This is a genomic window from Ornithinimicrobium jinqii (genome assembly GCF_045032595.1).
GTDB lineage: Bacteria > Actinomycetota > Actinomycetes > Actinomycetales > Dermatophilaceae > Ornithinicoccus.
On sequence record NZ_JBJFZS010000001.1, the window covers coordinates 14,571 to 36,208 of the forward strand.

Genomic DNA, 21,638 nt, shown 5'->3' on the forward strand with positions numbered 1-21,638 from the left:
GTCAGCCCTCCTGCACGGGGTGGTCGGTAGGCACGACGACGAGCAGCGGGCGTACCAGCTGCCGGTCGGGAGCCCGCTCGGCAGCGAGCCGTTGCTCCTCGGCGACGCTGGTGCGGCGGGTGCGCACCTGGGACCGCTGGATGAGCGCGTCGGCCTCCTCGGTCCACGACTCGGCGCGGTGCACCCACTCGTCGACGCGGCGCCGGGTCTCGGCCTCGGCGGCGGAGAAGGTCGTGCCGAGCTGGTCCTGCGCCGCCTTCACGGCGGCGGGCATCAGGCGGTCGAGGTCGTCTGCCGCGGCGACCGCGCCGGGGTTGCTCCCTCCGCGGCGCACCCCGACAGCGGCGAGCATGGCCTCCGCGCTCTCGTGCGGGGTGACGGGGGCGAACTCCGGCTTCCCGGTCGGGAAGTCCACCTGCAGCCAGGCGGAGCTGACGGTGTGGCCGGAGCGGTTGGTGAGCGAGCCGAGGAGCAGGATCGCGGGGGCGTCGACGGTGCCCCGCACGGCGAAGACCTGGTTGCGCCCCAGGGTGGCCAGCGCGCGGTCGCTGACCCAGTCAAGGACCGGGTGGAGGGGGGCGAGGTAGTGGGCCTCGGGCCAGGACGAGTCGGAGGCGTCGCTGAGCGCGCCGGCCAGCAGCGCCTGGCCCTTGGCCTTGGTGGTGGCCAGCCGGAGGGTGTCGGTGACGCGTCGGTCGCGCAGGTAGGACTGCGGCAGCACTTCCAGGCGCCGTCGCAGGTCGGACGGCGGCGCCAGCTCCACGATCTGGTCGTGGGTGTGCTCGCGCCAGCGCACTCCCCCGCCCTGGTCGGCCAGCGGCTGCTGGGGCTGCGCGTAGACCTCGAGAAGGGCCTCCTTGAGGAAGTCGGAGGGCGCGGCATACAGGCGGTCGTTCGTGGGGGTCGTGGTGGAGGCGGGCGCGGGGGCCTTGCCGCCGAGGGCCTGCAGGCGGGCCAGCAGTCCGGCGACGTCGTCCCGGGCGGCGACCTCGTCGGGGGTGGCGACGACGTCGTCGAGGTCGCTGCGTCCGGCGAGGACCTCGCGGATCCGGCTCTCCTCGGCCTCCACGTCGTACTGCCCCATCAGGCTCGCGACGTCGCCGAGGGCGGTGTGCGCCTCGTGCTCCTTCTCCACCAGGCGGGTGAGCACCTTCAGGTCACCCGAGAAGCGGGGGTGGGAGGGCTCGAGGAGCAGGGCGGTGATCTGCGGGCGGTGGCGCTGCCCGTAGCGGTCGATGCGGCCGTTGCGCTGCTCGAGCCGGATGAGCGACCACGGGATGTCGTAGTGGACGAGCTCGTGGCACTGTAGGTGCAAGTTGACGCCCTCGGAGGCGACGTCGCCGGTGATGAGCACGCGGATCGGCGAGGTCGTCTGCTTGAAGCTCTCGACGATGCCCTGCTGGTCCTGGTCGGACAGGCCACCGTGGAGGATCGCGACGGCGTCGGCGGGGAGCTTGAGGTCGCGACGGACGCGCTCGGCGAGCCAGTGCAGGGTGGCGATGCGCTCGGCGAAGACGACCACCCGGTCCGGGCTGTCCGGGGCGACACCGACGCCCCTGAGGTGGGCGAGGAGGGCTGCATACTTGCCGCCCGCCTCGGTGCGGCTGCGCTGGTTGACGTCGCGAAGGCGCTTTAGGGCCTCGATCTCCACGGCCTCGGCGGGGTGCTGCGCGTCGAGGCGGGCGATGCGCTGGCGGAGGGTCTCCTCGAGGGCGGCCGGGGAGGAGAGGAACGCCTTGGCCAGGGTCCAGGGGAAGAGCCCGGAGCCCTTGGAGTGCGGGCTCTTCCCGCCGACGGGGTGCAGCCAGGTGTCCGCAAGCTCGTGCGCGACGTCGTCCTCGGCGGGCGAGGCGGGCACAAGGACGTTGCGCGGCTCGAGGCGTTCGGCCCACGCGGTGCCGACGACGCGGGCGACCTCGGGGCTGTGACGGTGGCGGCGGAGCACGAGACGCCGCACCTCGTCCTCGACCAGCGAGCCGTCCGGCCGGACGGCGGTGGGCTCGAGCAGCCGGATGAGCTCGGCGAAGGACTCGGCCTTGCCGTTGTGCGGGGTTGCCGAGGCCAGGATCAGGGCGTCGGTCTGCGGGGCCAGGGTGGTCGCGAGCTTGTTGTTCTGGGTGGCCGAGTTGGTGATGTTGTGCGACTCGTCGATGACGACCGCGTCCCAGCGGTGCTTCTTCAGGTGCGCGACGTAGCGCTCGCTCTTGAGCGTGTCGATGGAGATGATCGCGCGCTTGTAGAGCGAGAACGGGTTGCGGGTGGCGGGCAGCTGCTGGCGCACCCGCTGGATGCCGACGGAGTCGAGACGGACGAACGGGAGCGCGAACCGGGTCCACATCTCGTGCTGCATCTGCTCCAGGACGTGCCGCGGCGTGACGATGAGGATGCGCTCGCCGCGGCCGCGGCGGACGAGCTCGGAGAGGATCATGCCGATCTCGAGGGTCTTGCCGAGGCCGACGGCGTCGGCGAGCAGGATGCGCGGGCGGAGGTTGGCGGGGTCGAGGGCGCGGCGCACCGCCTCTTGCTGGTAGTCCAGCGGGTCGGCCAGCGCCTGGGCGGAGACGGTCACCGAGGGGTCGTCGACGGGGAGCGGTGTCTTGCGGAGCGTCGACTCCAGCCAGAGGAGAGAGCGGCGGTAGCCCGGGGAGTCGTCGCCCACGACCTTCGCCTCGGCCGGGTCGAGGACCTCGATGTCGTCGAGCGACTCGTAGAACATGGCCGGCGCGTCCTTGACGAGCTCGGTAAGCCCGCGGACGGAGATGAGGGCCCCGTCGGTGGCCTGCTCGACGTTGGTGACCAGCCACTCCTCGTCGCGGACGACGACGACTGACCCTGGCGCCACTGCCAGCGTGGACGTGGCACTCACTCGCTCAGGCCTGCCATGCTCTTCTCAATAACAGTCACAGTCCCCCACCGTACATAAGGCCCGGCACTTCGCTGACGTCGCCGTCGTCTGGGGCGTAGGTCCTCGAAGCTGCGACACGGACACGACTAGGTAGGGTCTTCTCATGGATTTTCTCCTAGAGTCGATCGGGATGGCCACTCAGTCGTTCAACTCCCGGGTCCAGACCCGGGGGACCAACGATCCAGAAGCCTTCAGCCGCGTGGAGGAGATTATAGACACCCTTGAGCATCAGACAACACCGGAACTAAACGTCCAGGGTGGTGCCGACCCACGCCTCGTTCATCTGGCCTGCGAGGAGCTGGCCCGTAGCCCACTTCATTCCGTCGGCCAAGGACGGCGTTTGGCGCAGGCGCTCTGGCGATATGTCGTCGCGTCCCTTCCTGGCGCCTTCTACGATTCATACACGGATCCAGGCGAAAAGGACGCCTGGCCATCGTTGGAGGGCTTAGTTGAGTTGTTTTCGACCTCAGAGGACTCACCGCTCTTAGCTATGCACCTCCCGGTCATCCCCGAATGGCCACACCCGCTCTCTAAAGATTCGGCGGCAAGCGAGCGTGCAGACCGTGCTTATCGCGCGCTCCACGAGTGGGGTCCGATTGAGGTAGAGATCAATCACTACGATCTGGACCACCAAGGTTCCCTCAGCACGGCTGAGCGTGTCACTACCGAAGCGCTCGCTTTCTCGGCAGCGGCTGCGGGACCTTACCTTGAGCGTAAACTTCTCCGGAGATGGGAATCTTTTCGTTTATACCATGAAGATCCGTCAATCCTGGCACGGGACATCCCACCCGTGGTCGAATGGCCTACGCCGCCCCCCCTGCCGCTCATCGATCGAACTTTGACGATAGCCAGTCGCCTTATTGAGCAGCATAAGGATTATCGTCTTGCCGCATCGCTCATCTCTTCCCGACAATCGCTCGAGATGCACATCTCGAACGATCAAGCACGTCGTCTTGCCTCGCTGCACGACGACGTCATCAAGATTCGCTACGACCACCTCATCCAGGAGCGCGCTGATGCTTCCCCACCCCTGCGCCAACGTCCTACGCGTCGCCAGCGCGTCAAGCGCATAGCCTCGATTCCTCTCGAATCGAAGTTATTGTTGAACGAGTCGCACAAGGGAAGGAACAAGGCTAGTCAACTGCTCCAGGCACAATCATCGTCTGCGCTCCACGAGCAAGCGATGGCGCTGGCATCGGACCCAAGGACTTCGCCAGCCGAACTATGGCTCCTGCATTTGAAAGAAGACACGGACATCAACGCTGCTCTCGCTACGAATAGTAGCGCACCAGAGGGCCTGGTTGAAGCCATCGTTCAGGAGCGCGGCCACTACGGATCACATCCCGTTCCCCACAACCTTTCCTCGAAGATCTCGGAGCACCCCCAATTGGTCCCGATAATCATGGTTTCGGCGCGAGACCCTGAACTGATCGCACGCTGCGTGGATCTTTACAGCGACCGAGTCTCCTACGGCCAGCTCGCCGCGCTCGCCCTGCGCACTCTCGATATGGTTCATGCGGACGCACGTCGAGTGATCGACGCGCTACTGAAGGTTGGCCCCATCGGCTCGCTGTCCCTCGTTCTCACGCGCATGGATCGTGAATTGGAGGGTGACAGCATCGACCTGGACGACATCTCCCGGGCCTTGAGAGCATTCATGGGCAGTCCGGAGGCAATAACGTCCTTTACACCGTCAACCGACTTGCACCGAGTGGCCCAAGACGCCTCTGTCCAAGCGCACGAAAGGACATCCACCAGCCTCACAGCATACTTGAATTACGTTCAACGCGTAAACTCACTGCATCAAGCTCGGAGGGCGACCTACTGGAATGGTGGCCCCCCTCCGTGGGACGAGCTCATTCCACTAGCCTCCGAGGGTCGGCTCGGACACGCGATGTTTTGCGTTCTGGCAGCCCTTGATACAGCCCCACCAGACTTCCTGCGGCTCTACGCGGTGAGCGATGGCACGTCAGGCCTCCAGCAGCCATCCGATTGGAAATCCCGCTCTTCCTCTACGTTTGGTCGTGGTTTGCCCATCGAAGACGCCGACGATGCCCGCCGTTGGCTGCAAGCCCTCTCGGAAAAGCCAATCCAACACGACGACGGATCGTCTGCAGCTAGGAAGAACATCTTGACATTATTGCTGTCAAACGGTCTTGATTTGGGACTAGCAGAGCCGGCGACGTTGCCAGAACTCGGTGACGCCGCCCTGCCGGCAGCAGTCCGCCGACTCTTCGGCGAACACGGGCCCGCCACAGACGATTTACTTGCGGTCGACCGCTGGATTAGGTCCGGGTGGGTCGATCGTCTGCAGGTGGCGGTGAGGACAGGCCGTCCGAACGCATTCGCCCTTTACCGTCCGATACTTGACGTGCTTCACCCCAGAAGAACAGAAGGTCGATTGCATGACCTTCCAGCTCCTATGGCTCGATGGCTCGATGACCGGTTGACATCTCTGCTCGCGGAAGGGATGATTGACGAGCAAGCCCGGATGGATGCATCTGTCTATCTTGGAATTTCGCGTGACTCGTTGGTCCAAGTTGTTACGCGTGTCACCAATGAGGCTCAGTGGAGGTTCGAAGAACTTGACTTGCTAGACTCAGAATCTGAAGGAGAATAATTCCTGAGGTTTGTTCAGCACTCGGTCGAATCGCCGGGAGCAAAGTTCCTGACCTACGGTGATCTGGCGGTCTTAAAAGGCTTCGGGCGAACGCCCCAATCGGGATGACCTGGCCGTCAGCCCGACCCCAGCCGGTGTTCCACCTGCGGCGGTGACGCAGGCCGTCCCTGCAGCCAGGTCTGTCGGTTCGAGTGCATCCGAAATCGGTGCCACAAGGGGTCCAGGAGGGTCCAGCCCAGTCGAGTGACGGTGCGACGAGCCCCTGCAGCCAGCCCTTTCGCTCGGTGGAGAGCTCCTCCGCCCCAGTCGCCCAAGTCGTCGAGTCCATCGAGCTCTACGACCAATACTCATCCTCACTCCACCTCAGCCTGACCCATGACAACCTTGCGAAGCGACGGCTGCAAGGGAGAGTTCACTACACGCCGGTGCCGCGGTCACTCAGGTCGAAACCCTGGCGGGGAGACCCCAACTCCCACGCGCGAACGCCTTGAGGATCCGTGCGTGCGTCTGGCGCGGAAGCTGCCGTACCCCCGGCTCCCCCAACGGTGTCCCCGGCCGGGCTGCAGCCTCCTGGAGCAGCTCGTCGACGCCCGACCGTGCGACGAGCAGAAGACCGTGGGTCGCACGCGTGCACACCACCGCGAGCCGTCCGAACGCCGAGTTGAACTCGTCCAGCGACTCCGCGCCGGACAGCGGATGGATCCCGATGGTCACCGCGTTGGTCTGCCCCTGCCACGAGTCGACGGTGGAGGCGACGAGGACACCCTCGGCCAGATCGTGCTTCTCGACCAGCGACTCGACGAGGCGGTGGGCGTCGTCAACCTGCTGGTTGCGCGTCGCGAGGATCGCGATGGCTGGGTCGCCGCCGTCGGCGTCCCGCAGGCCCCACGTCCCCTGCTCCCCTGTTGGCCGCCCCTCTGCCATCCGTGCGCTGCTGAACCGGAGGTCGCCCGACAGCGCAGCCTCGACGATCTCGCCGACAACGGCGAGTAGGTCGGGGTCCACGTCTGGCGCCTCCGGGTCTGGCAGTCCGGACACCTCGAGGAGAGTGGGGACCCCGGTGGCGATCGCACCCCATACCTCCCCTGGCTCGTCGTCCACGCCCAGCACCTCCATCGCCCGGTCCCCAGGCGCCATCACGCAGGTGAGGTGTTGCCAGTCGGTGTAGAACGCGCGCCAGAGGGCGAGCTGCTCGGCCCGGGGTCGCCAGACCGTCGGCAGCTCGCGCGTCCACGTGTCGCTGTCGGCGGGGAAGGTGTCGGGCCAGGCGCGGTAAGGGTTGTAGCCGGGGTCTCCGCGCCACGGGTTGGCGTCGCCGTCGATCGGGGGCAGCTGGCCGACGTCACCCACGCCGACCGCCACCGGTGCGACGGGCTCGATGCGCCCGTAGAGGTAGCGCGGCATCTGCCAGGCCTCGTCGACGAAGAGGACGTCGAACGCGGTGTCCCCGTTGGCCGCCGGACCGAGCCTGGCCAGGAGCCGGTCGTGCTCGCTCGGCACCCCGAGGCGGTGCGCCGTGGAGAGGACGACGCGCGCGGTGTCGGGGACGTCCTGGGACTTGTGCACGACGGTGACGGTGTCCCACACGTGCTGAGGCACGCCGCCGAGCTTCTTCTCGGCGCTGAAGAGGCAGACGACGTCCTTGCCGAGGGCCTCGCCGAGGCCGTGGGCGAGCGGGTAGAGCTGCTTGTTGGCGGACGCCGCCACCGCGACCCGGCTGCAGTGCGGCGACCCCAGCACCTCAGTGACCATGCGCTTGAGCGCGTGGGACTTGCCTGCGCCGGCCGCCGCCCGCAGCAGGATCCGCCTGTATGCCGTGGCTCCCCGCACGGTGCCGAGCAGAGCCTCGAGCGCGTCCGTCACGACGTCCTCGTTGAGGCGGGCTGCCGCGTCGTGGTGCTCGGCCTCCCCCGCGACCACCTGAGGCGGGGTGAACGTGAGCGCCATCAGTCGAGATCGTCCATCGTCAGGGCCTCCCGGCCGTCGGGGGCCGCCTCGTCGACATCCTCCGCGCCGGCCTCCTCGACGCCGATCACGTCGAACTCGTCGAGGTCGATCACCGGTGGCCACACCTGCGGGTTGAGCTGACCGTTGGCGCGCTTCTCGGCGAGGTCGTCGGCATACTCCGCCTCGCCCAGCTCGTGCGTGCGGCAGCACCACGCGTGGGAGTCCGGGTCCTCCAGGTATGACGTCTCCGTGCAGGAGGACTTCGGCGCGGAAGTCTCGTCCTTGCCCGGCCGTCCCACGGACACGTCCTTGTTGTAGGCGCCGAGACCGAGCCACACACCGTCGGCGATGACCAGCTCGTCACCGATCCCGAGACCCGGGCGCCGGATCTTAGGTGTCCACTCATACTCGCCGGGCCTCTCCGTCACCGTCAGGGGGCCGGCGTGCGCGCCGGACAGCTTGAACCCGCCCTTGTTGATCTTGACGGTGACTGCGGGGTCGTCAAGACAAGCGTCGCCGTTGTGGGTGACGAGGACGACCTTCTGACCGTCCTTGACCGCACGCCCGTCGATCCGCAGCACGAGCGGTGAGGTGGAGGCGACGACAGCGCGGCTCAGCTCCCGCTTCCCGGCGTCGACCGCCCTGTCGCGCGCGACGTCCGGGTCCGTGAGAACGGCGAGGACGTCGCCGCACGACCGGTCCTTCTCGAGCATCTCGACCTGCCGGTTCCGCCACCACCAGTAGACGCGACCGAAGCGGACGAGGTCGGACGCGCGCAGGCGGAGGCGGCGACGCCATACCTCTTGGGCATCTCCCTCGACCGCCCGGTGAGCCTCGCGGAGCGCCGAGTCCGGGAGCCCGTCGAGGACGGCAAGGGCGTCCTCCACGACCTGGGCCTTGTAGGTGAGTTCCTCCAGCACCAGTCGCCGGGCGACCTCGGGGTCAGCCCGCAGCGCGTTATGAACCGCGTCGGAGGTGGCGTTGGTGAGCCGGGCGCCCGGGGTGTGCGGTGACGCCGCGACCGCGTCCGAGATGGCGCGGTGGTCCGCCGATCGGGCGGTGGCCCAGCGCACGAGGTAGTCGAGGCGGCCGGCCTCGAAGCGGGGGCCACCGGGGATGACGTGGTTGGAGAGGACGTCCACCAGGTAGACCAGGGGGCAGCGCAGCCGCATGGCGCGGGCGCGGTCCTCCTCCAGGAGGAAGCTCACGGCCAGCCGCTGACGGTCGGTGAGTGCGGCCGGGATGGTCGCCTCGGCCCCGCCGAAGGTGAGGGGGGTCCGGCCCTGCTCGACGTCACGCTGCCAGCGGATCCGACTCAGCTCGACGCCGGCGAGCGAGTCCGCGATGGAGACCAGGACGTCTCCGGTCGTGCGGTCGGGCACGACGAGGTGGACGGGGCTGGGCGCGACAGGGTCCTGGCGTGCGGTCTCGCGCATCGCCGCCTCGAGCTGCTCGCCGAGTATCTCCATGACGCGCAAACGGGTCTGCGGCGACTGCGCGTCCTGGAAGAAGGTGTGGCGCCACGTCTCGGCGCCGGGCGCTCGGACGCCGATACCGTGGACGCCGAGGGCGGCAGAGTCGGACTTGGCCAGGACGACGTCGACGGTGCCCGGCTGGCCGGCCTGGTCGACTCGACGTCGTGCGCTCCAGCGGGAGGTGCCCTCGGTCGTGGCGGCGACCTGGTTGACCAGCGAGCGCGGGACACGGTCGCCGGCGGTGCCGCCCTCGACGAGGGGGAGCACGCCGACCCGGGCGGACCTTGGGACCCCGATCTCCACCAGCAGGTCGGCGGGATCCTCAGAGGTGCGGAGCTGGTGACGACAGAAGCTGAAGAGCGAGCAGGCCGCGCAGGTGGATGGGTCGTAGGTGGCGGTCAGGTGGGTGACCTGGTCGGCGTCCCACGTCGCGCCGTCCGCCATCTCCATGAGGCGCCTGCGCTCCTGCGCGCGGGCGCGCACCTCGGCCCGGTGGTCGTCGAGCTGCTCCACCACCGCCATCGGCTGCAGGAAGCTGTTGCGGGGGACGGCGAGCGCGCCATAGCGGTGCACCTCCATGCCCGAGGGGAGGAGCGACCAGGCCGCGAGCGACTCAGCGCCGAGGGCCACCTGGAGGAAGCCCTTGAGCATGCGGGCGTCGGTGATGCGCGAACGGACGCGCTCGTAGTCCTTGGCATCTCCCACGATGAGCCAACTGCCGACGGGACCGGCGTCCGGGTCGCCCTCGACGCGTCGGGGCACGATCACCGCAAAGTCGGGCTTGACGGGTGTGCTGGTGTCGTCCTCGAACCCGACGTAAGGCACGGCGAGGCCGGTGAGCATCGTCGAGACCCCCTCGTCGACAGCCATCTGGTGTGCCTGAGCGAGGGCGGCTGCGGTGGCGGCGACCTGGACCTTGGCGTCGCCGCGGCGGACCGAGTCGGGGCGGGGCAGGCCGACCGCCCCCACCGTCGTGGTGAGGAGCGGCGAGACGAAGTCGTCCGAGCGAACGAGCCGCTCGAAAGTCATCGCCCGCATCCAACGTGCCTCGGGGATGCCGGCGGTGGTGTCCGGGTGCCCGAGTGCCTGGGCGAGTGCACGGCGGGACTGCCCGGTGATGAGAGGGTCGGTGCTGCGGAACCGCTCGCAGGCGGCGTGCGTGGAGGCGGCGACGGCGCTGCTGCCGCCGCCGGTCGTGAGCGAGGTCATGGCCCCCTCTCCCTTCAGATCCTGCGAGTGGCTACACCCGAGGGAATGGAACGTAGCCAACCCCGGTCGACAGGAAGTACAGCACAGGGTATTGATGGGGGTTGGGGTACGGGCCGATCGACGAGGAAGGGCCACGGATGTTCCTGGCTTTCTTGCACGGTATTGGGCAGGGCGACCTGCAGGAGAACTGGCGGGAGGCCTTGGATGAGTCACTGCTGGAGTGCGGTTGTCCGGAACTCGATGACGTCGAGGTCTTCAGCCCTCAGTACAGCGGTTCGCTCCTCACTGGCAAGCTGTCCCTGGTGCAGGAACCTATCGATCGACTCACGTCCGACCAGCTCATCCCGGGGCTGGACCTCCCTGCCGTGAGGAACTGACGTGTCCGTCATGGCCTGGGTCGACTTTGGCCATCAGCACAGAGACGACATGGATCGGCTGCTGGACGCGTTCCGAGACGAGGCCACCGTGGACGAGCTCGGCATCGGCACGATCCGCGACACTTTCGCCAACGTATTGTTCCCGGGGACGTCCACCCTGCACACCCGCGCTCGTTATCTGCTCTTCGTGCCGTGGCTGGTGACGTCCGTCGCCGCCCAGCGGCTGTCCCTGGAACGAGCCAACGCCGAGCTCCGCCACCGCGAGACGGGGCTCATCGAGGCCCTCATCGCGGGCGACCCCACCGGTGAGGGGGTCATCGGCAAGGTGGCGCGCGCCTCGTTGAAGCGCATGCCGAGCGAGGTCTACTGGGGAGCACTTGGGCGATACCGGATCAGGCGGTGTGACGACGGTCCGCAGCAGCACTTCCGTGCGGTCACGTCGGCGGCCGTGCTGCCGCAGGACGAGGAGGATGAGAGGCCGCGCCACCTGCACGACCCGCACTTCTGCCAGCTGCCCCCCGTCCCGGACGATCTGGAGACGGTCGCGACCTTTGACCTCACCGCCGACGAGGCGGACTTCCTGAACGAGCGCATCCAGGCCACGTGCCAAGGCAGCTACCTGGCCTGGTTGCTTCTTCATCGCACCCCGGGAGACACTGCCCACGCCTGGGACGAGCCCCTCACAGAAGGCCTCGACGGAGAGCCTGCCCGCGTTGTCGCCCACGCACAGCGTCTTCATCACCTCTACGAGGGTGCTCCGTTGCTCTACAACCTGCTTCTCGCCCGCAACGCCGGGTGGGACGAGGGGGTCGACGCCTACGAGCACCGTCTGACCGAGTGGGGGGCGTCCGAAGGGGTCGCGGGGGCGGCGAGCGGGTGGGACCAGAAGGACTTCTGGGCCCTGGTGCTCGATGGACGCCGCGTCAACGCCGGCACCCGAGACTTCGTGAACGCCTGGGTCCACCTGGTGCGCGACGACAAGGGGGCAGCATGGCGAAGCGCAGCAGCCGCCGGTCTGATCGAGGAGCGTGAGAAGCGCCTCAAGCGGTCACGATCACGCTTCGTCAACACCGACGCGCTCGAGCTGTGGCAGGGCGGTGCTGGTGTCGGCGGCCTCTCCTACCGCTGGCGCAGCGCGCGCACCCTCATCAACGACATCCGCCGCGGACAAAGACGCTGATGCTGGAGCCCACCGGACGGCATCTCTTCGTTGACGGCCTGCGACCCCCGCCCGGTTACAGGGTCGACCTCGCCGTCGGTACGACATACACCCTCGGCCTGGGCACGTTGCTCCTCCCGCCGCTGGCCATGGCGGCGCACGACCGGACGACGACCAACATGGGCGGGGAGGAGGACGAAGGACAACCGACAAGCATCGCGCTGCTCGAGGCCGTTCGTCGTCTTGCCGGCCGGACAACGGTCTTCTGCCACACGGGTGGGATTCACGTGCCGGGCCACTACCGGCGAATCCTGACCTTCGCCGAGGACTCCGTGGTTGAGGTACTGCCGAGCGCGCCCGGACGAACCTTCCATCCGAAGCTGTGGGCCCTCCGCTTCACCGACGGACGCAGCCACCGGCACCGCCTCCTCGTGCTCAGTCGCAACCTCACGGCTGACACGTCCTGGGACACGATCCTCCAGCTCGAGGAGGACGAGAAGGGCAGGATCGACGGCGCGCCCGCAGCCGACTTCCTCCAGCACCTACCAGGACTGGCTCGGACGTCGCTCCCCGGGGATCGGGCCGAACAGCTCAGAGACCTCGCTGACACGCTCCGAGACACCCGGTTCGCCGTGCCCAGCCCGTTCACGCACGGAGAGCTGTGGCCGCTCGGTGCCGGCACCGAGCATGGGTGGCCCATCCCCCGAGGTGCGGGCAGCTCAGTCGTGATCTCTCCCTTCCTGGACCGCACGACCGTGGACCGAGTCCCGAAGGCCACCCGCTCGGTCTTCGTCTCCCGACCGGACACCTTCGAAGAGCTGGGCGGTGCCGCCTTCGAGACTCGACAGACGCTGGTCCTCGACCCGCTCGCCGAGCAGGAGCAGGCCGACGATCGCCCTGAGGAGGGTGCGCCCTGGGAGGTGCGCTCGGGACTGCACGCCAAGACCTTCGTCTGGGACTACGACGGCAGCGGTTGGTGCCTCACCGGGTCGGCGAACGCCACGACCGCGGCCTTTGGCGGCAACGTCGAGTTCAGCGTGCTGCTGCGCGGCCCTCGTGGGAGATGCGGGGTCGACGCGCTCCTGCCGATCGCGCCGCAGAAGGGTGAGGTGACACTCGCCCGGGTGCTCACCCCGTTCGCGATCGCCAACCTTGAGCCTCGTCCCGATGTGGCGCGGGGGGCTGAGCTCGACATCGCCGCCTACCACGCCGCGCTGGCGACGGCCGGTCCGGTGCTGACCGCGCAGCAGGATGGGCAGGACGAGCGGTATGACGTGAGGCTCAGCTTCACCGGGTCAGTTCCCGAGCCGCCGGGTCCCACGACGGTGCGAATCCTCAGCCGCACCGCCGCCCAGCATGCCAGGGCGATCGATGCTGCACCCACCTGGACGGACATCCCTCTCGCGGACCTGACGCCGTTCATCGCCATCAGCACACAGGTCGCACTGCCCGGTTCTGAACCCGTCCGCGTCGAGTGCGTTCTCAAGGCCGAGCTCGAGGGCGTCGCCCAGGATCGCGCAGCGCACATCCTTCGTGGCCTGCTGTCGTCGGAGCAGGACGTGCTCCGCTACCTCGCCTACCTGCTGGACGACTCTGGAGGTGCTGGCCTGGGGCTCGACGGCACCGGGGAGGGCGAGGGCGAGCCGGGCACCGCCGGACCGACGCGCCCGACCTACGACGGTCTCGCGCTCCTCGAGACCCTCGTCCGCGCGGCGGGCAGAGGCGACGAGTCGCTCTCCCGGGTCCACGCCCTGATGAAAGACCTCCGAGATGAGAACGGGAGGTCCCCAGTAATCTCCGCCGACTTCCTCGCTGTCTGGGAGTCGGTCTGGGCAGCCGTAGACGTGGAAGGACAGGCGAGGACATGACGGACACCGTGGTGGCCCGGGACGCGATGCGAGGGCTGAAGGACTTCCAGCGCAGGTCCGTGGACAACGCCTTCGAACGGCTGTGGGGCTCCGAGGACCCGGTCTCGCGGTTCCTCGTGGCCGACGAGGTAGGTCTCGGCAAGACCCTGGTGGCGCGGGGACTTGTCGCCCGGACGATCGAGCACCTGCAACGGCGCGGGGAGAAGCGGATCGACATCGTCTACATCTGCTCCAACCGGCAGATCGCCCAGCAGAACCTCCGTCGGCTGCACGACGGGGTGAACATCCGGATCCCTCACGCCGACCGGCTGACCTTGCTGCCGAAGGTGCTGCATAAGATGAACGAGCGGAGCGATGACGGCTCCGCCATCAACATCATCTCGCTCACCCCAGCAACGTCGTTCGACCTCCGCAGCAGTGGGGGCGTGGCCGGCGAGCGAGCCTTGCTGCACGTGCTGCTGGAGGGGGCCTGGGGGCGCGAGGCCGTGTCGTCACCGAAGTGGGGCAGGTTCTTCCAGGGTGGCGCGAGCGAAAGGCGGATGAGGTGGGAGCACCGATGGGGGGTCGACCGGTCCACACTCACCGAAGACCTGGTGAGGACCTTCCGCGACGGCCTGACCTCCGCAACGTTCGGTCGTGACGCCGTCCCGCTGGTGGATGCGCTCCGCGACGGGGTGGATCAGTTCGATCGCCGGAAGCACAGGAGACTGACCAATCGGGCTTCCACCCGTCGGTATGCCCTGCTTGGTCAGCTCCGTCGAGTCCTGGCTGAAGCCTGCGTGGGGCACCTCGACCCGGACCTCGTCATCCTCGACGAGTTCCAGCGCTTCGGGTCGCTCCTCCACGGCAGCGACGACGCCGCGATCCTCGCCCGCCACCTCCTGGGTGACGAGCGCATCGATGCCGCGAGCCCGCATACCCAGACCCGGGTCCTCCTGCTCTCGGCCACGCCCTTCAAGATGTACACGCTGCCCGACGAGCCAGAGGGCGACGACCACTACAAGGACTTCACCCGGACGGTCTCCTTCCTCGCCGGTCCAGAGCACGCCGACACCGTCCGTCGCTCCCTCAAGGACATGCGCACGGCGCTGCTAGTGGGGGACAGCGAGCGGGCTGTGGCTGCCAAGGATGTGGCCGAGGGTGAGCTGCGGCGGGTGATGTCCAGGACCGAACGACTGGCCGTGTCCTCCTCCCGTGACGGCATGCTCTCCGCCTTTGACGCGCTGGACGTCACCCTGACCCCGGACGATGTCCGTGACTATGTCGGACAGGCTCGGGTCGCCCGAGCTCTCGGTACCGGGGACATGCTCGAGTTCTGGCGCAGCACCCCCTACGCCCTCGAGCTGATGGACCAGTACCAGGTCAAGAAGAAGATCAAGCAAGACCTCGACGCGGGGGCTCCTCTCCTCAGCGATCTGTTGCTGAGTCGGATCCGGCACGAGGACATTGGCACGTACGCCGCGGTGGACCCGGGCAACCCGAAGCTGCGCTGGCTGACCCGGGACGTGGTCGATAGCGGGGCCTGGCGTGTCGCGTGGCTGCCGCCGGCTCTGCCCTACTACTCGCCCGACGGGGCGTACGCCCAGCCGAACCTGCGCGACTTCACCAAGCGGCTGATCTTCTCCTCGTGGGCCGTTGCGCCGAAGGGGATCGCCACCATGCTGAGCTACGAGGTGGAGAGGCTGCTCGTCGAAGGCAGCCCGGGCGCGGCCCAGCGCGACTACTTCGGCGCGAGGAGGACGGGCCTGCTGGCCTTCAACCGCTCCGACGGTCGGCTCTCCGGCATGCCGGTGCTGGGGTTGATGTATCCGAGCCGTGTCCTCGCCGAGTTCGGTGACCCGCTGGCGGTCGCTCGAGACCTGGGAGCGACACTGCCTCTGGACCGGGTGGCCCTGCACCAGGAGGTCCGAGGGCGAGTGGAGAGGGCGCTGGAGCGTCTCCCTGCTGGCTCGGCCGCGGGCACGATGCCTTCCGGTGCGTGGTTCTGGGCCGCACCACTGCTCCTGGATCGCGTGGGCGGTCACACGTCACGCGTCGGCGACCTACCGTTCGGCGCCATCGAGGCTGGAGACGGCGAGGACGGGTCCACCGTGTTCCGCGCCCACCTGGACGAGGCCACGGGACTGGACCCCGACCAGCTGGGCGCCAGACCCCCTGAGCTCGTCGACGTCCTCACCGAGCTGGCCATCGCCGGCCCTGGGGTCTGCTCCCTGCGGGCGCTTCAGCGAGTGCTGAGTTCACCTGGCGAGGACTCCGCCGGCCTGCAGGGAGCCGCCTCGAGCTGGGCGTGGGCACTGCGCAACCTCTTCAACACGCCAGAGATCATGGCCATGCTGCAGGCGGGTGAGTCCACATACTGGCGGCAGGTGCTCCAGCACTGCGTGGACGGCAACCTGCAGGCGGTGCTCGACGAGTATGCCGAGGTGCTCGTAGCCTCTCTTTCGCTGCGTCACGAGCCGCTGGACAAGCAGCTCGAGCAGCTCGTCTCTGCTTTCGCCGACGGGTCTGGTTTGCGCGCCGCCTCGCAGGCGGTGGACCACTTTGGCCCCGAGTACGACGGCCATGTGCGGCGTGACCGCATCCGTAGCCACTTTGCGGTGCGCTACGGCCGGCACGCGGCGGAGGACGACAAGACGATGTTGCGCGAGTCCCGTGTGCGTGACGCCTTCAACTCGCCGTTCTGGCCGTTCGTCCTCGCCTCCACCTCCGTCGGGCAGGAGGGGCTGGACTTCCACCACTACTCCCACTCCGTCGTGCACTGGAACCTGCCGAGCAACCCTGTCGACATGGAGCAGCGCGAGGGACGGGTCCACCGCTACCGCGGTCACGCCGTCCGGAAGAACGTCGCGCGGACGTTCGGCGCGAGGCGGGAGGTCGTGGAGAGCCACAACCCCTGGGAGGCACTCTTCAGGCTCGCGACCGCCTCCCGTGATGCCGAGGACTCCGAAATCGTGCCGGACTGGGTGTTCCCGGCCGATGGTGGGGCGACCATCGAGCGTTACGTGCCTTCGCTGCCGATGAGCCGGGAACGTCAGCACTACCGTCGGTTGCTGCGGACCATGGGTGCCTACCGCTTGACGCTGGGCCATCCGCGACAATCCGATCTCCTCGCCTATGTAGGAACGCACTCTGACCTCGCACTTGATCTGGCGCCGTAACTAATCGGCGGCAGCGATCAGTCGAAACAGGACGAGAGCAGCTAAAGACTGCACAACTGAAGGGTGACGATTCGACGACCGGTATCTGCACCGCCACCCACACGTCCAGCCAGTGTGCTGCATGTCCTAGTATGGCCATGGGGTACTTTGGGGAAGTCATCTCTCAAGTGCTCCACCGTCCCGTCGCGGCCACCTCAAGAAGGATCCCGAAATGCGCTTCTCACTCCTCGCCACCTCGCTCGCAAGCCTCTTGGTGGTGTCCGGATGCGGCACCGACCCCGAGACCAGCACGGAACCGACGACGTCAGCGGCAGCAGCGGAAGAGCCCGCGGCCGAGACGTCCGCCGCCGAGACGACCACGTCGGCCGAGGAAGCGACAGAGACGGCCGAGGAGACCACCGAGGAGACGGAGTCGACCGAGCCAGAAGACAGCGGGGAGGCCGCCTTCGGAGAGCGCCTTGAGGTCAGCGACAACCTGGCGATCACGATCAGCGAACCCGAGGAGTTCACTCCGAGCTACCCCGAGATGCTGATGGAGGAGTGGGACAAGTTCATCAAGATGGATGTCGTCGCGGAGAACACAGGGGATGAGCCTCTCGAAGCCTTCTCGATCAACGCCCGAGCCACCAGCGGAAGCCGCGAAGCGGAGGCCATCTTCGATACGGAGAGCGGAATTGACATGCCGACGGCTATTATCCAGCCCGGTCGGGAGCTCGAGTTCACTATCGGGTTTGGAGTGGTTAATGGAGAACCCTTCGACCTGACGATCGAGGACATGATGGACTTCACGGGCCAGGGCGTGACGATCTCGACCACTATCGAGTAAGTCTGCATCGCGGTTGGCTGGGCGGCATCCGCGCGCCGGGTTGGCCGGATGGGGTGTCCAACCTCCCCGACGCTTGTCATCGCAACGCGCCTGGCCACCACGCCCGACCACGTGCGTTGAGCAGGCCGCCCTGGCACTTGTCTTTCCGGAGCCTACGCCGCCCGGAACTGCGCAAGGCCAAGAAGCGCTCGGCCGCCGCGGGCTCCACACGTCCACCGTGGCGCGGGGACGCGCTCCATGTTCGCCACACCTCCAGCCCACGAAGGAGCCCGATTACGTGACTAGCTAGAAGGATGAAGTCCGCGTCACTACGGCCAACTGCCCCCCTCGGCCGCAGCAACCCGCGCCCGCGTCGCACCGGAGCCCCCACTCGCCAAGCACCTCGTAAGGGGCGCACCGGTAGGTCGTCGAGTCGTCGACCACCACGCCCGGTCCTGCGGGAGCGGTCCGGCCAACTCGCCGGGACGCTCTCGGATGGCCAGCAGCAGGTCATGGTCATCGCCCGCGCGTTCATGAGCCAGCCCAAGGTGCTCCTCCTGCGAGGGCACGGCCCTGCTCGTCGAGCAGAACGCCCGGGCGGCGTTCACGGTCGCCTCGCGCGGCTACGTCCTCACCCGCGGAGAGGTCGTCGTCGAGGACGATGCTGCGGCGCTGCAGAAGGACGAGCGGGTGCGGGCGGCATACCTGGGTCAGTAGGTCTTGGCCGGTGCTGCCTCTCCGCTGGTCCTCGTTCACGAGCTGCCGAGTGCGACGTCAAACAGCTGCCTACTCAAGAGGGCGTCAGGGGTGGTCGATCTCAGACGATCGCGCAGGCAGCCCCAGGGGCAACTCCGCCCAGGGCTGCCGGCGCCGGGACCGTGCCCTACGGACCGGGCACCTGGGCGATGGTGATCGGCCCCACGACCGTGAAGGAGTCGGGTCCAAGGTCGAACCGGGAGACGACGACGCAGTCGACCGACCGGTCGGCCAGCCCGGACTTCACGCCGAACGACCTCACCGGGGTCCCCGCTCGTTCCCAACTTAGTACTACGCAACGTAGTGGACAAGGGATCACCCGGGCCGCTCGAGGCCTACGCGGTCCTGTCGGCCTTCGCGAGCGCCTCCGCCAGCTACCACACGCGTGACCGTGCCGGGTATGGGTACTTCTGCCCATACCCGCTTCCCCTCGGACGAGCGACGCTGGGACGACGTGGGCGCGCTCGACGACCGTCGGCGTGCCCGGGGCTCTGGAGGTGGAGTCATGGCCAACGTGACCGTCGTCGTGACGACCGGCCGGCCCCTACTTCGCCGTCCTGCGGGTGCGCACCAGCCCGCTCGAGGGCATCACACTGCCGTGAGGACGCCATGATCGACGCCACGCTGACGATGGTCGGACCGCACGGCCCGGTCCGCGGCGGCCGGTCCGGCCCCGTGCGCGGGGGCGGGGCCATCCCCGTGCTCGACGTGCGGCATACCCTCGTCTCGCCCTTCGACCCGGTGACCGAGCAGCGCACAGGCAAGCGACGCCACAGCACCGTCGTGGTCCTCAAGGAGGTGGACCGCGCCACCCCCGCCCTGCTCGCCGCGTGGGGGCGCAACGAAGTGCTGACGACGGGGAGGCTGGACGTGTTCGGCGCGGACGGGCTCGGCCGCCGCACGACCGCCTACACGATCGAGCTGCGGCACGCGTTCGTCGTCGGCGTCTCGCTCCTGACGGCGGACGCCCCGATGCCGCGCGAGGAGGGTCTCGTTCGGCTACGCGGAGATCACCTGGACCTGGGTGGACGGGCGGATCACCACGACGGACGAGTGGGCCAGCCCACAGTGACGGCGCCCGGCGCGTCCGGCATCTAGCGCGGGGCCGCCCCACGGGTCTACCGTCGCAAGAGCGGGCCCGCGGGGCACGCGGCAGGCGGTGGCCCTCCCTCCGCCGAGGCAGAGGGGTGTGCCATGTCCGACCCGACCATCGACATCCCCACCGACGGGACCCTGCTCCACGCCGTCGTCGACGCCGGGCGGCTGGTCGCCGTCGAGGACGCGCTGGCCGGTCTGCTGGACACGTTGACCCGGACCGTGTGGGCGGAGGTCAAGGACCGGCTGGGAGCGCTCGTCCGCGGGCTGGGCGGCCGGGAGCTGGCAGAGGGCGTGAGCCTCTACGACATCGACCTGCGCCTCTGTGACGACTGGACCCGCACCGTGCAGCGGCGCGGCACAGGGTCGCTGGCGGTCACGGTCGTCTCGGGACGCAACACGGTCATCGCGACCTCGACGACGCCCACCGCGCTGGGGTCGTGGGCCGACCCGCGGTTCTCCCTCGACTTCGGCGCCATGGCCACCGTCGTGCTGTCCGTGCCGCCTGCGCTCGGTGCCGTCCACGTCACCGCCGTCGAGGACGTGCGCGTCCTCGTGCAGAGGGTCGACTCCCAGAACTTCGCCGGCGACGTCGCCGTGGGGCTGCTGCGGCTCGCCGAGGCGCTGACCGACCTCAGCGTCGAGGGCGTCCTGCAGCAGGCGCTGGACTCGGTGGACCTCACCGGCCGGGCCGACGCGGTGCTCGCGCCGCTCAACGAACGGATCGACGCACTCGCGGCCGACGGCTACGCCTACCAGGAGCTGCTCGCCGGGGACGCGGCGAGCCTGGCGAGGCAGCTGGCGGACGCGTACGGCATACCCGACGCGGCGCAGCTGCTCCGGTCCGCGGGCGCGCCCGCGGACACCCAGGCCCTCCTGCTCGTGGGCCGGCGCCCCGACCGCAGCGGTGTCGTCGAGGGCGAGATCGCCTGGCCCGCGGCGCAAGGCGCACCGGTGGACCGGCGCCTGGCGGCGGCCCTGGACCGCATCACGTCCACCTTCCTCTCGGACACCTCGTTGACGCTGGTGCGGGAGCGGGTGTCCTCGCCCGTCGGGCGGTCCGCATGGTTGCTGCAGACCCGCGACGCGCTCCCCGCCCGGCGGGTCACGAGCGACGTCGTCGTCGCCGACGCGGCCGCGCTCGCACCGATGGCGAGCGCGGCGACGGCGGCCGTGCAGCGGCCCACCACGAGCAGCAGCGTGTGGGACTCCGCGGGTCCCGCCCCAGAGCTGCCCCCGCAGGTGGGCCCGGTGCTCTTCGACGCCGCGGACCTGTCCGAGGCGCTGGGCGGGCGCGGCGCCTACGAGCTCCTCATGGACTCCTTCCGGCGGGGGCCGGTGCAGTTCGACGTGACCTGCACCAACCCCTCCGGCACCCCGTCGGGGCGCACGACGGTGATGTGGTGGGACGACGACGAGGCGGGCTGGTCGCGCCGCCGCTACCGCGTCGAGGGTGTGGAGACGGACACCCCGCTCACCGTGGGCTGCGCGCTCGGCCCCGACTGGGTCTGGCGTGGCGGCAGCGTGGGCGCGGTCGACGCGGTGAACTGGGACGGACGCGTGACGGTCCGCCCGGCGAGGGACCTTGCGGACGAGCTCTCCAGCGCCGACGTGCAGGCCAGCGTCAGGCTCGCGGACGGCTCGCGCCGCACCGTCAGCCTGGAGGTGCTCGAGCGCGCGGGCGTCCTCGGGTCGCACGGGGGCGCGGACCAGCGCGGCATCATCGTCGTCGGCGGCCGGCCGGGTGAGCGGGTGTCGCTGAACCCGCAGCCCCTCCCGCCGAGGGAGCGGCTGGCCGAGCTCCGGCGTGCGGGCGGTGAGCGCTCCATCATCATCGTGGGCGGGCGGCCGGGTGAGGACGTCTCCCTCAACCCTCAGCCGCTCCCGCCGAGGGAGGAGCGCACCGTGAGGCAGTGGGTGCGCACCGGGCTGCGCCGTGGGGCAGGGCAGCTCCGGGGCGAGGGGTCGCTCACCGAGAGGTTCGGCTCGATCGTCGACACGGTGCGCGGGACCGTCCGTGGCGGGGTCACCGACCGGACGTCCACCCGCGACCAGGTCTCCGACGCCGTCCGCGAGCGACGACACGGCGGCATCGCCGGCGGGGCGAGGGACGTGATCGGGACGGTCGACGCGTTCGGCTCCCTGACGCTGCCCGCGCTCGACGTCGGGGACCTCGCTGTGCCCGACGTCCACGACCCGGTCGGCTACGGCACGGTGCGCGGGATCGACTTCCGGGTGCGGGTGGACTGAGCCGTCGGTCCCGC

12 protein-coding genes are annotated in these 21,638 nt (G+C 68.8%); 8 read left to right on the plus strand and 4 right to left on the minus strand.

All coding sequences use genetic code 11. The annotated features are described in order from the left end of the window. Window position 1: 1 nt before the first annotated feature. Complete coding sequence (locus ACI3ET_RS00025; RefSeq protein ID WP_405030839.1) at window positions 2–2,842, minus strand: SNF2-related protein; 2,841 nt, start codon at window positions 2,840–2,842, stop codon at window positions 2–4. A gap of 166 nt (window positions 2,843–3,008) precedes the next feature. On the opposite strand from ACI3ET_RS00025, the gene ACI3ET_RS00030 reads away from it, so the two are divergent. Further along, complete coding sequence (locus ACI3ET_RS00030; protein ID WP_405030840.1) at window positions 3,009–5,525, plus strand: hypothetical protein; 2,517 nt, start codon at window positions 3,009–3,011, stop codon at window positions 5,523–5,525. 438 nt (window positions 5,526–5,963) lie between these two features. Here the strand turns inward: ACI3ET_RS00030 and ACI3ET_RS00035 are convergent, their stop codons facing one another. Together ACI3ET_RS00035 and ACI3ET_RS00040 are read right to left on the minus strand one after the other, a co-directional pair. Then, window positions 5,964–7,472 carry a hypothetical protein gene (locus ACI3ET_RS00035; RefSeq protein WP_405030841.1) on the minus strand — a complete coding sequence of 503 codons (1,509 nt, stop codon included), beginning with the start codon at window positions 7,470–7,472 and terminating at the stop codon, window positions 5,964–5,966. Continuing rightward, on the minus strand, window positions 7,472–10,156 hold the full coding sequence (locus tag ACI3ET_RS00040) for a hypothetical protein (protein ID WP_405030842.1): 2,685 nt from the start codon (window positions 10,154–10,156) through the stop codon (window positions 7,472–7,474). Before ACI3ET_RS00040 ends, ACI3ET_RS00035 begins: the two co-directional genes overlap by 1 nt. A gap of 137 nt (window positions 10,157–10,293) precedes the next feature. Here ACI3ET_RS00040 and ACI3ET_RS00045 point away from each other — a divergent pair, with 137 nt between their 5' ends. The 5 genes from ACI3ET_RS00045 to ACI3ET_RS00065 all read left to right on the plus strand — a co-directional run bounded on the left by ACI3ET_RS00045 (window position 10,294) and on the right by ACI3ET_RS00065 (window position 17,544). Beyond that, entirely contained in the window at window positions 10,294–10,533 is a 240-nt protein-coding gene (locus ACI3ET_RS00045; protein ID WP_405030843.1) for a hypothetical protein, read from the plus strand. Between the two features lie 10 nt (window positions 10,534–10,543). Next, entirely contained in the window at window positions 10,544–11,713 is a 1,170-nt protein-coding gene (locus ACI3ET_RS00050) for a DUF6361 family protein (protein WP_405030844.1), read from the plus strand. Beyond that, complete coding sequence (locus tag ACI3ET_RS00055) at window positions 11,713–13,560, plus strand: phospholipase D family protein (protein ID WP_405030845.1); 1,848 nt, start codon at window positions 11,713–11,715, stop codon at window positions 13,558–13,560. Before ACI3ET_RS00050 ends, ACI3ET_RS00055 begins: the two co-directional genes overlap by 1 nt. Next, entirely contained in the window at window positions 13,557–16,718 is a 3,162-nt protein-coding gene (locus tag ACI3ET_RS00060; RefSeq protein ID WP_405030846.1) for a helicase-related protein, read from the plus strand. Before ACI3ET_RS00055 ends, ACI3ET_RS00060 begins: the two co-directional genes overlap by 4 nt. Before the next feature lie 211 nt (window positions 16,719–16,929). Continuing rightward, a complete protein-coding gene (locus tag ACI3ET_RS00065) occupies window positions 16,930–17,544 on the plus strand; it encodes a hypothetical protein (RefSeq protein WP_405030847.1) in 615 nt (204 codons plus the stop codon). Between the two features lie 862 nt (window positions 17,545–18,406). Here ACI3ET_RS00065 and ACI3ET_RS00070 read toward each other — a convergent pair. Next, window positions 18,407–18,541, minus strand: a complete 135-nt coding sequence (locus ACI3ET_RS00070; protein WP_405030848.1) for a hypothetical protein — start codon at window positions 18,539–18,541, stop codon at window positions 18,407–18,409. Between the two features lie 347 nt (window positions 18,542–18,888). Between ACI3ET_RS00070 and ACI3ET_RS00075 the strand changes: the two genes are divergently transcribed. Both ACI3ET_RS00075 and ACI3ET_RS00080 read left to right on the plus strand, forming a co-directional pair. Next, entirely contained in the window at window positions 18,889–19,377 is a 489-nt protein-coding gene (locus ACI3ET_RS00075) for a type VI secretion system tube protein Hcp (protein WP_405030849.1), read from the plus strand. A 96-nt stretch (window positions 19,378–19,473) separates the two neighbouring features. Beyond that, the gene (locus ACI3ET_RS00080; RefSeq protein WP_405030850.1) at window positions 19,474–21,624 is read left to right on the plus strand and encodes a hypothetical protein; all 2,151 of its coding nucleotides are present in this window, start codon (window positions 19,474–19,476) and stop codon (window positions 21,622–21,624) included. Window positions 21,625–21,638 lie beyond the last annotated feature (14 nt).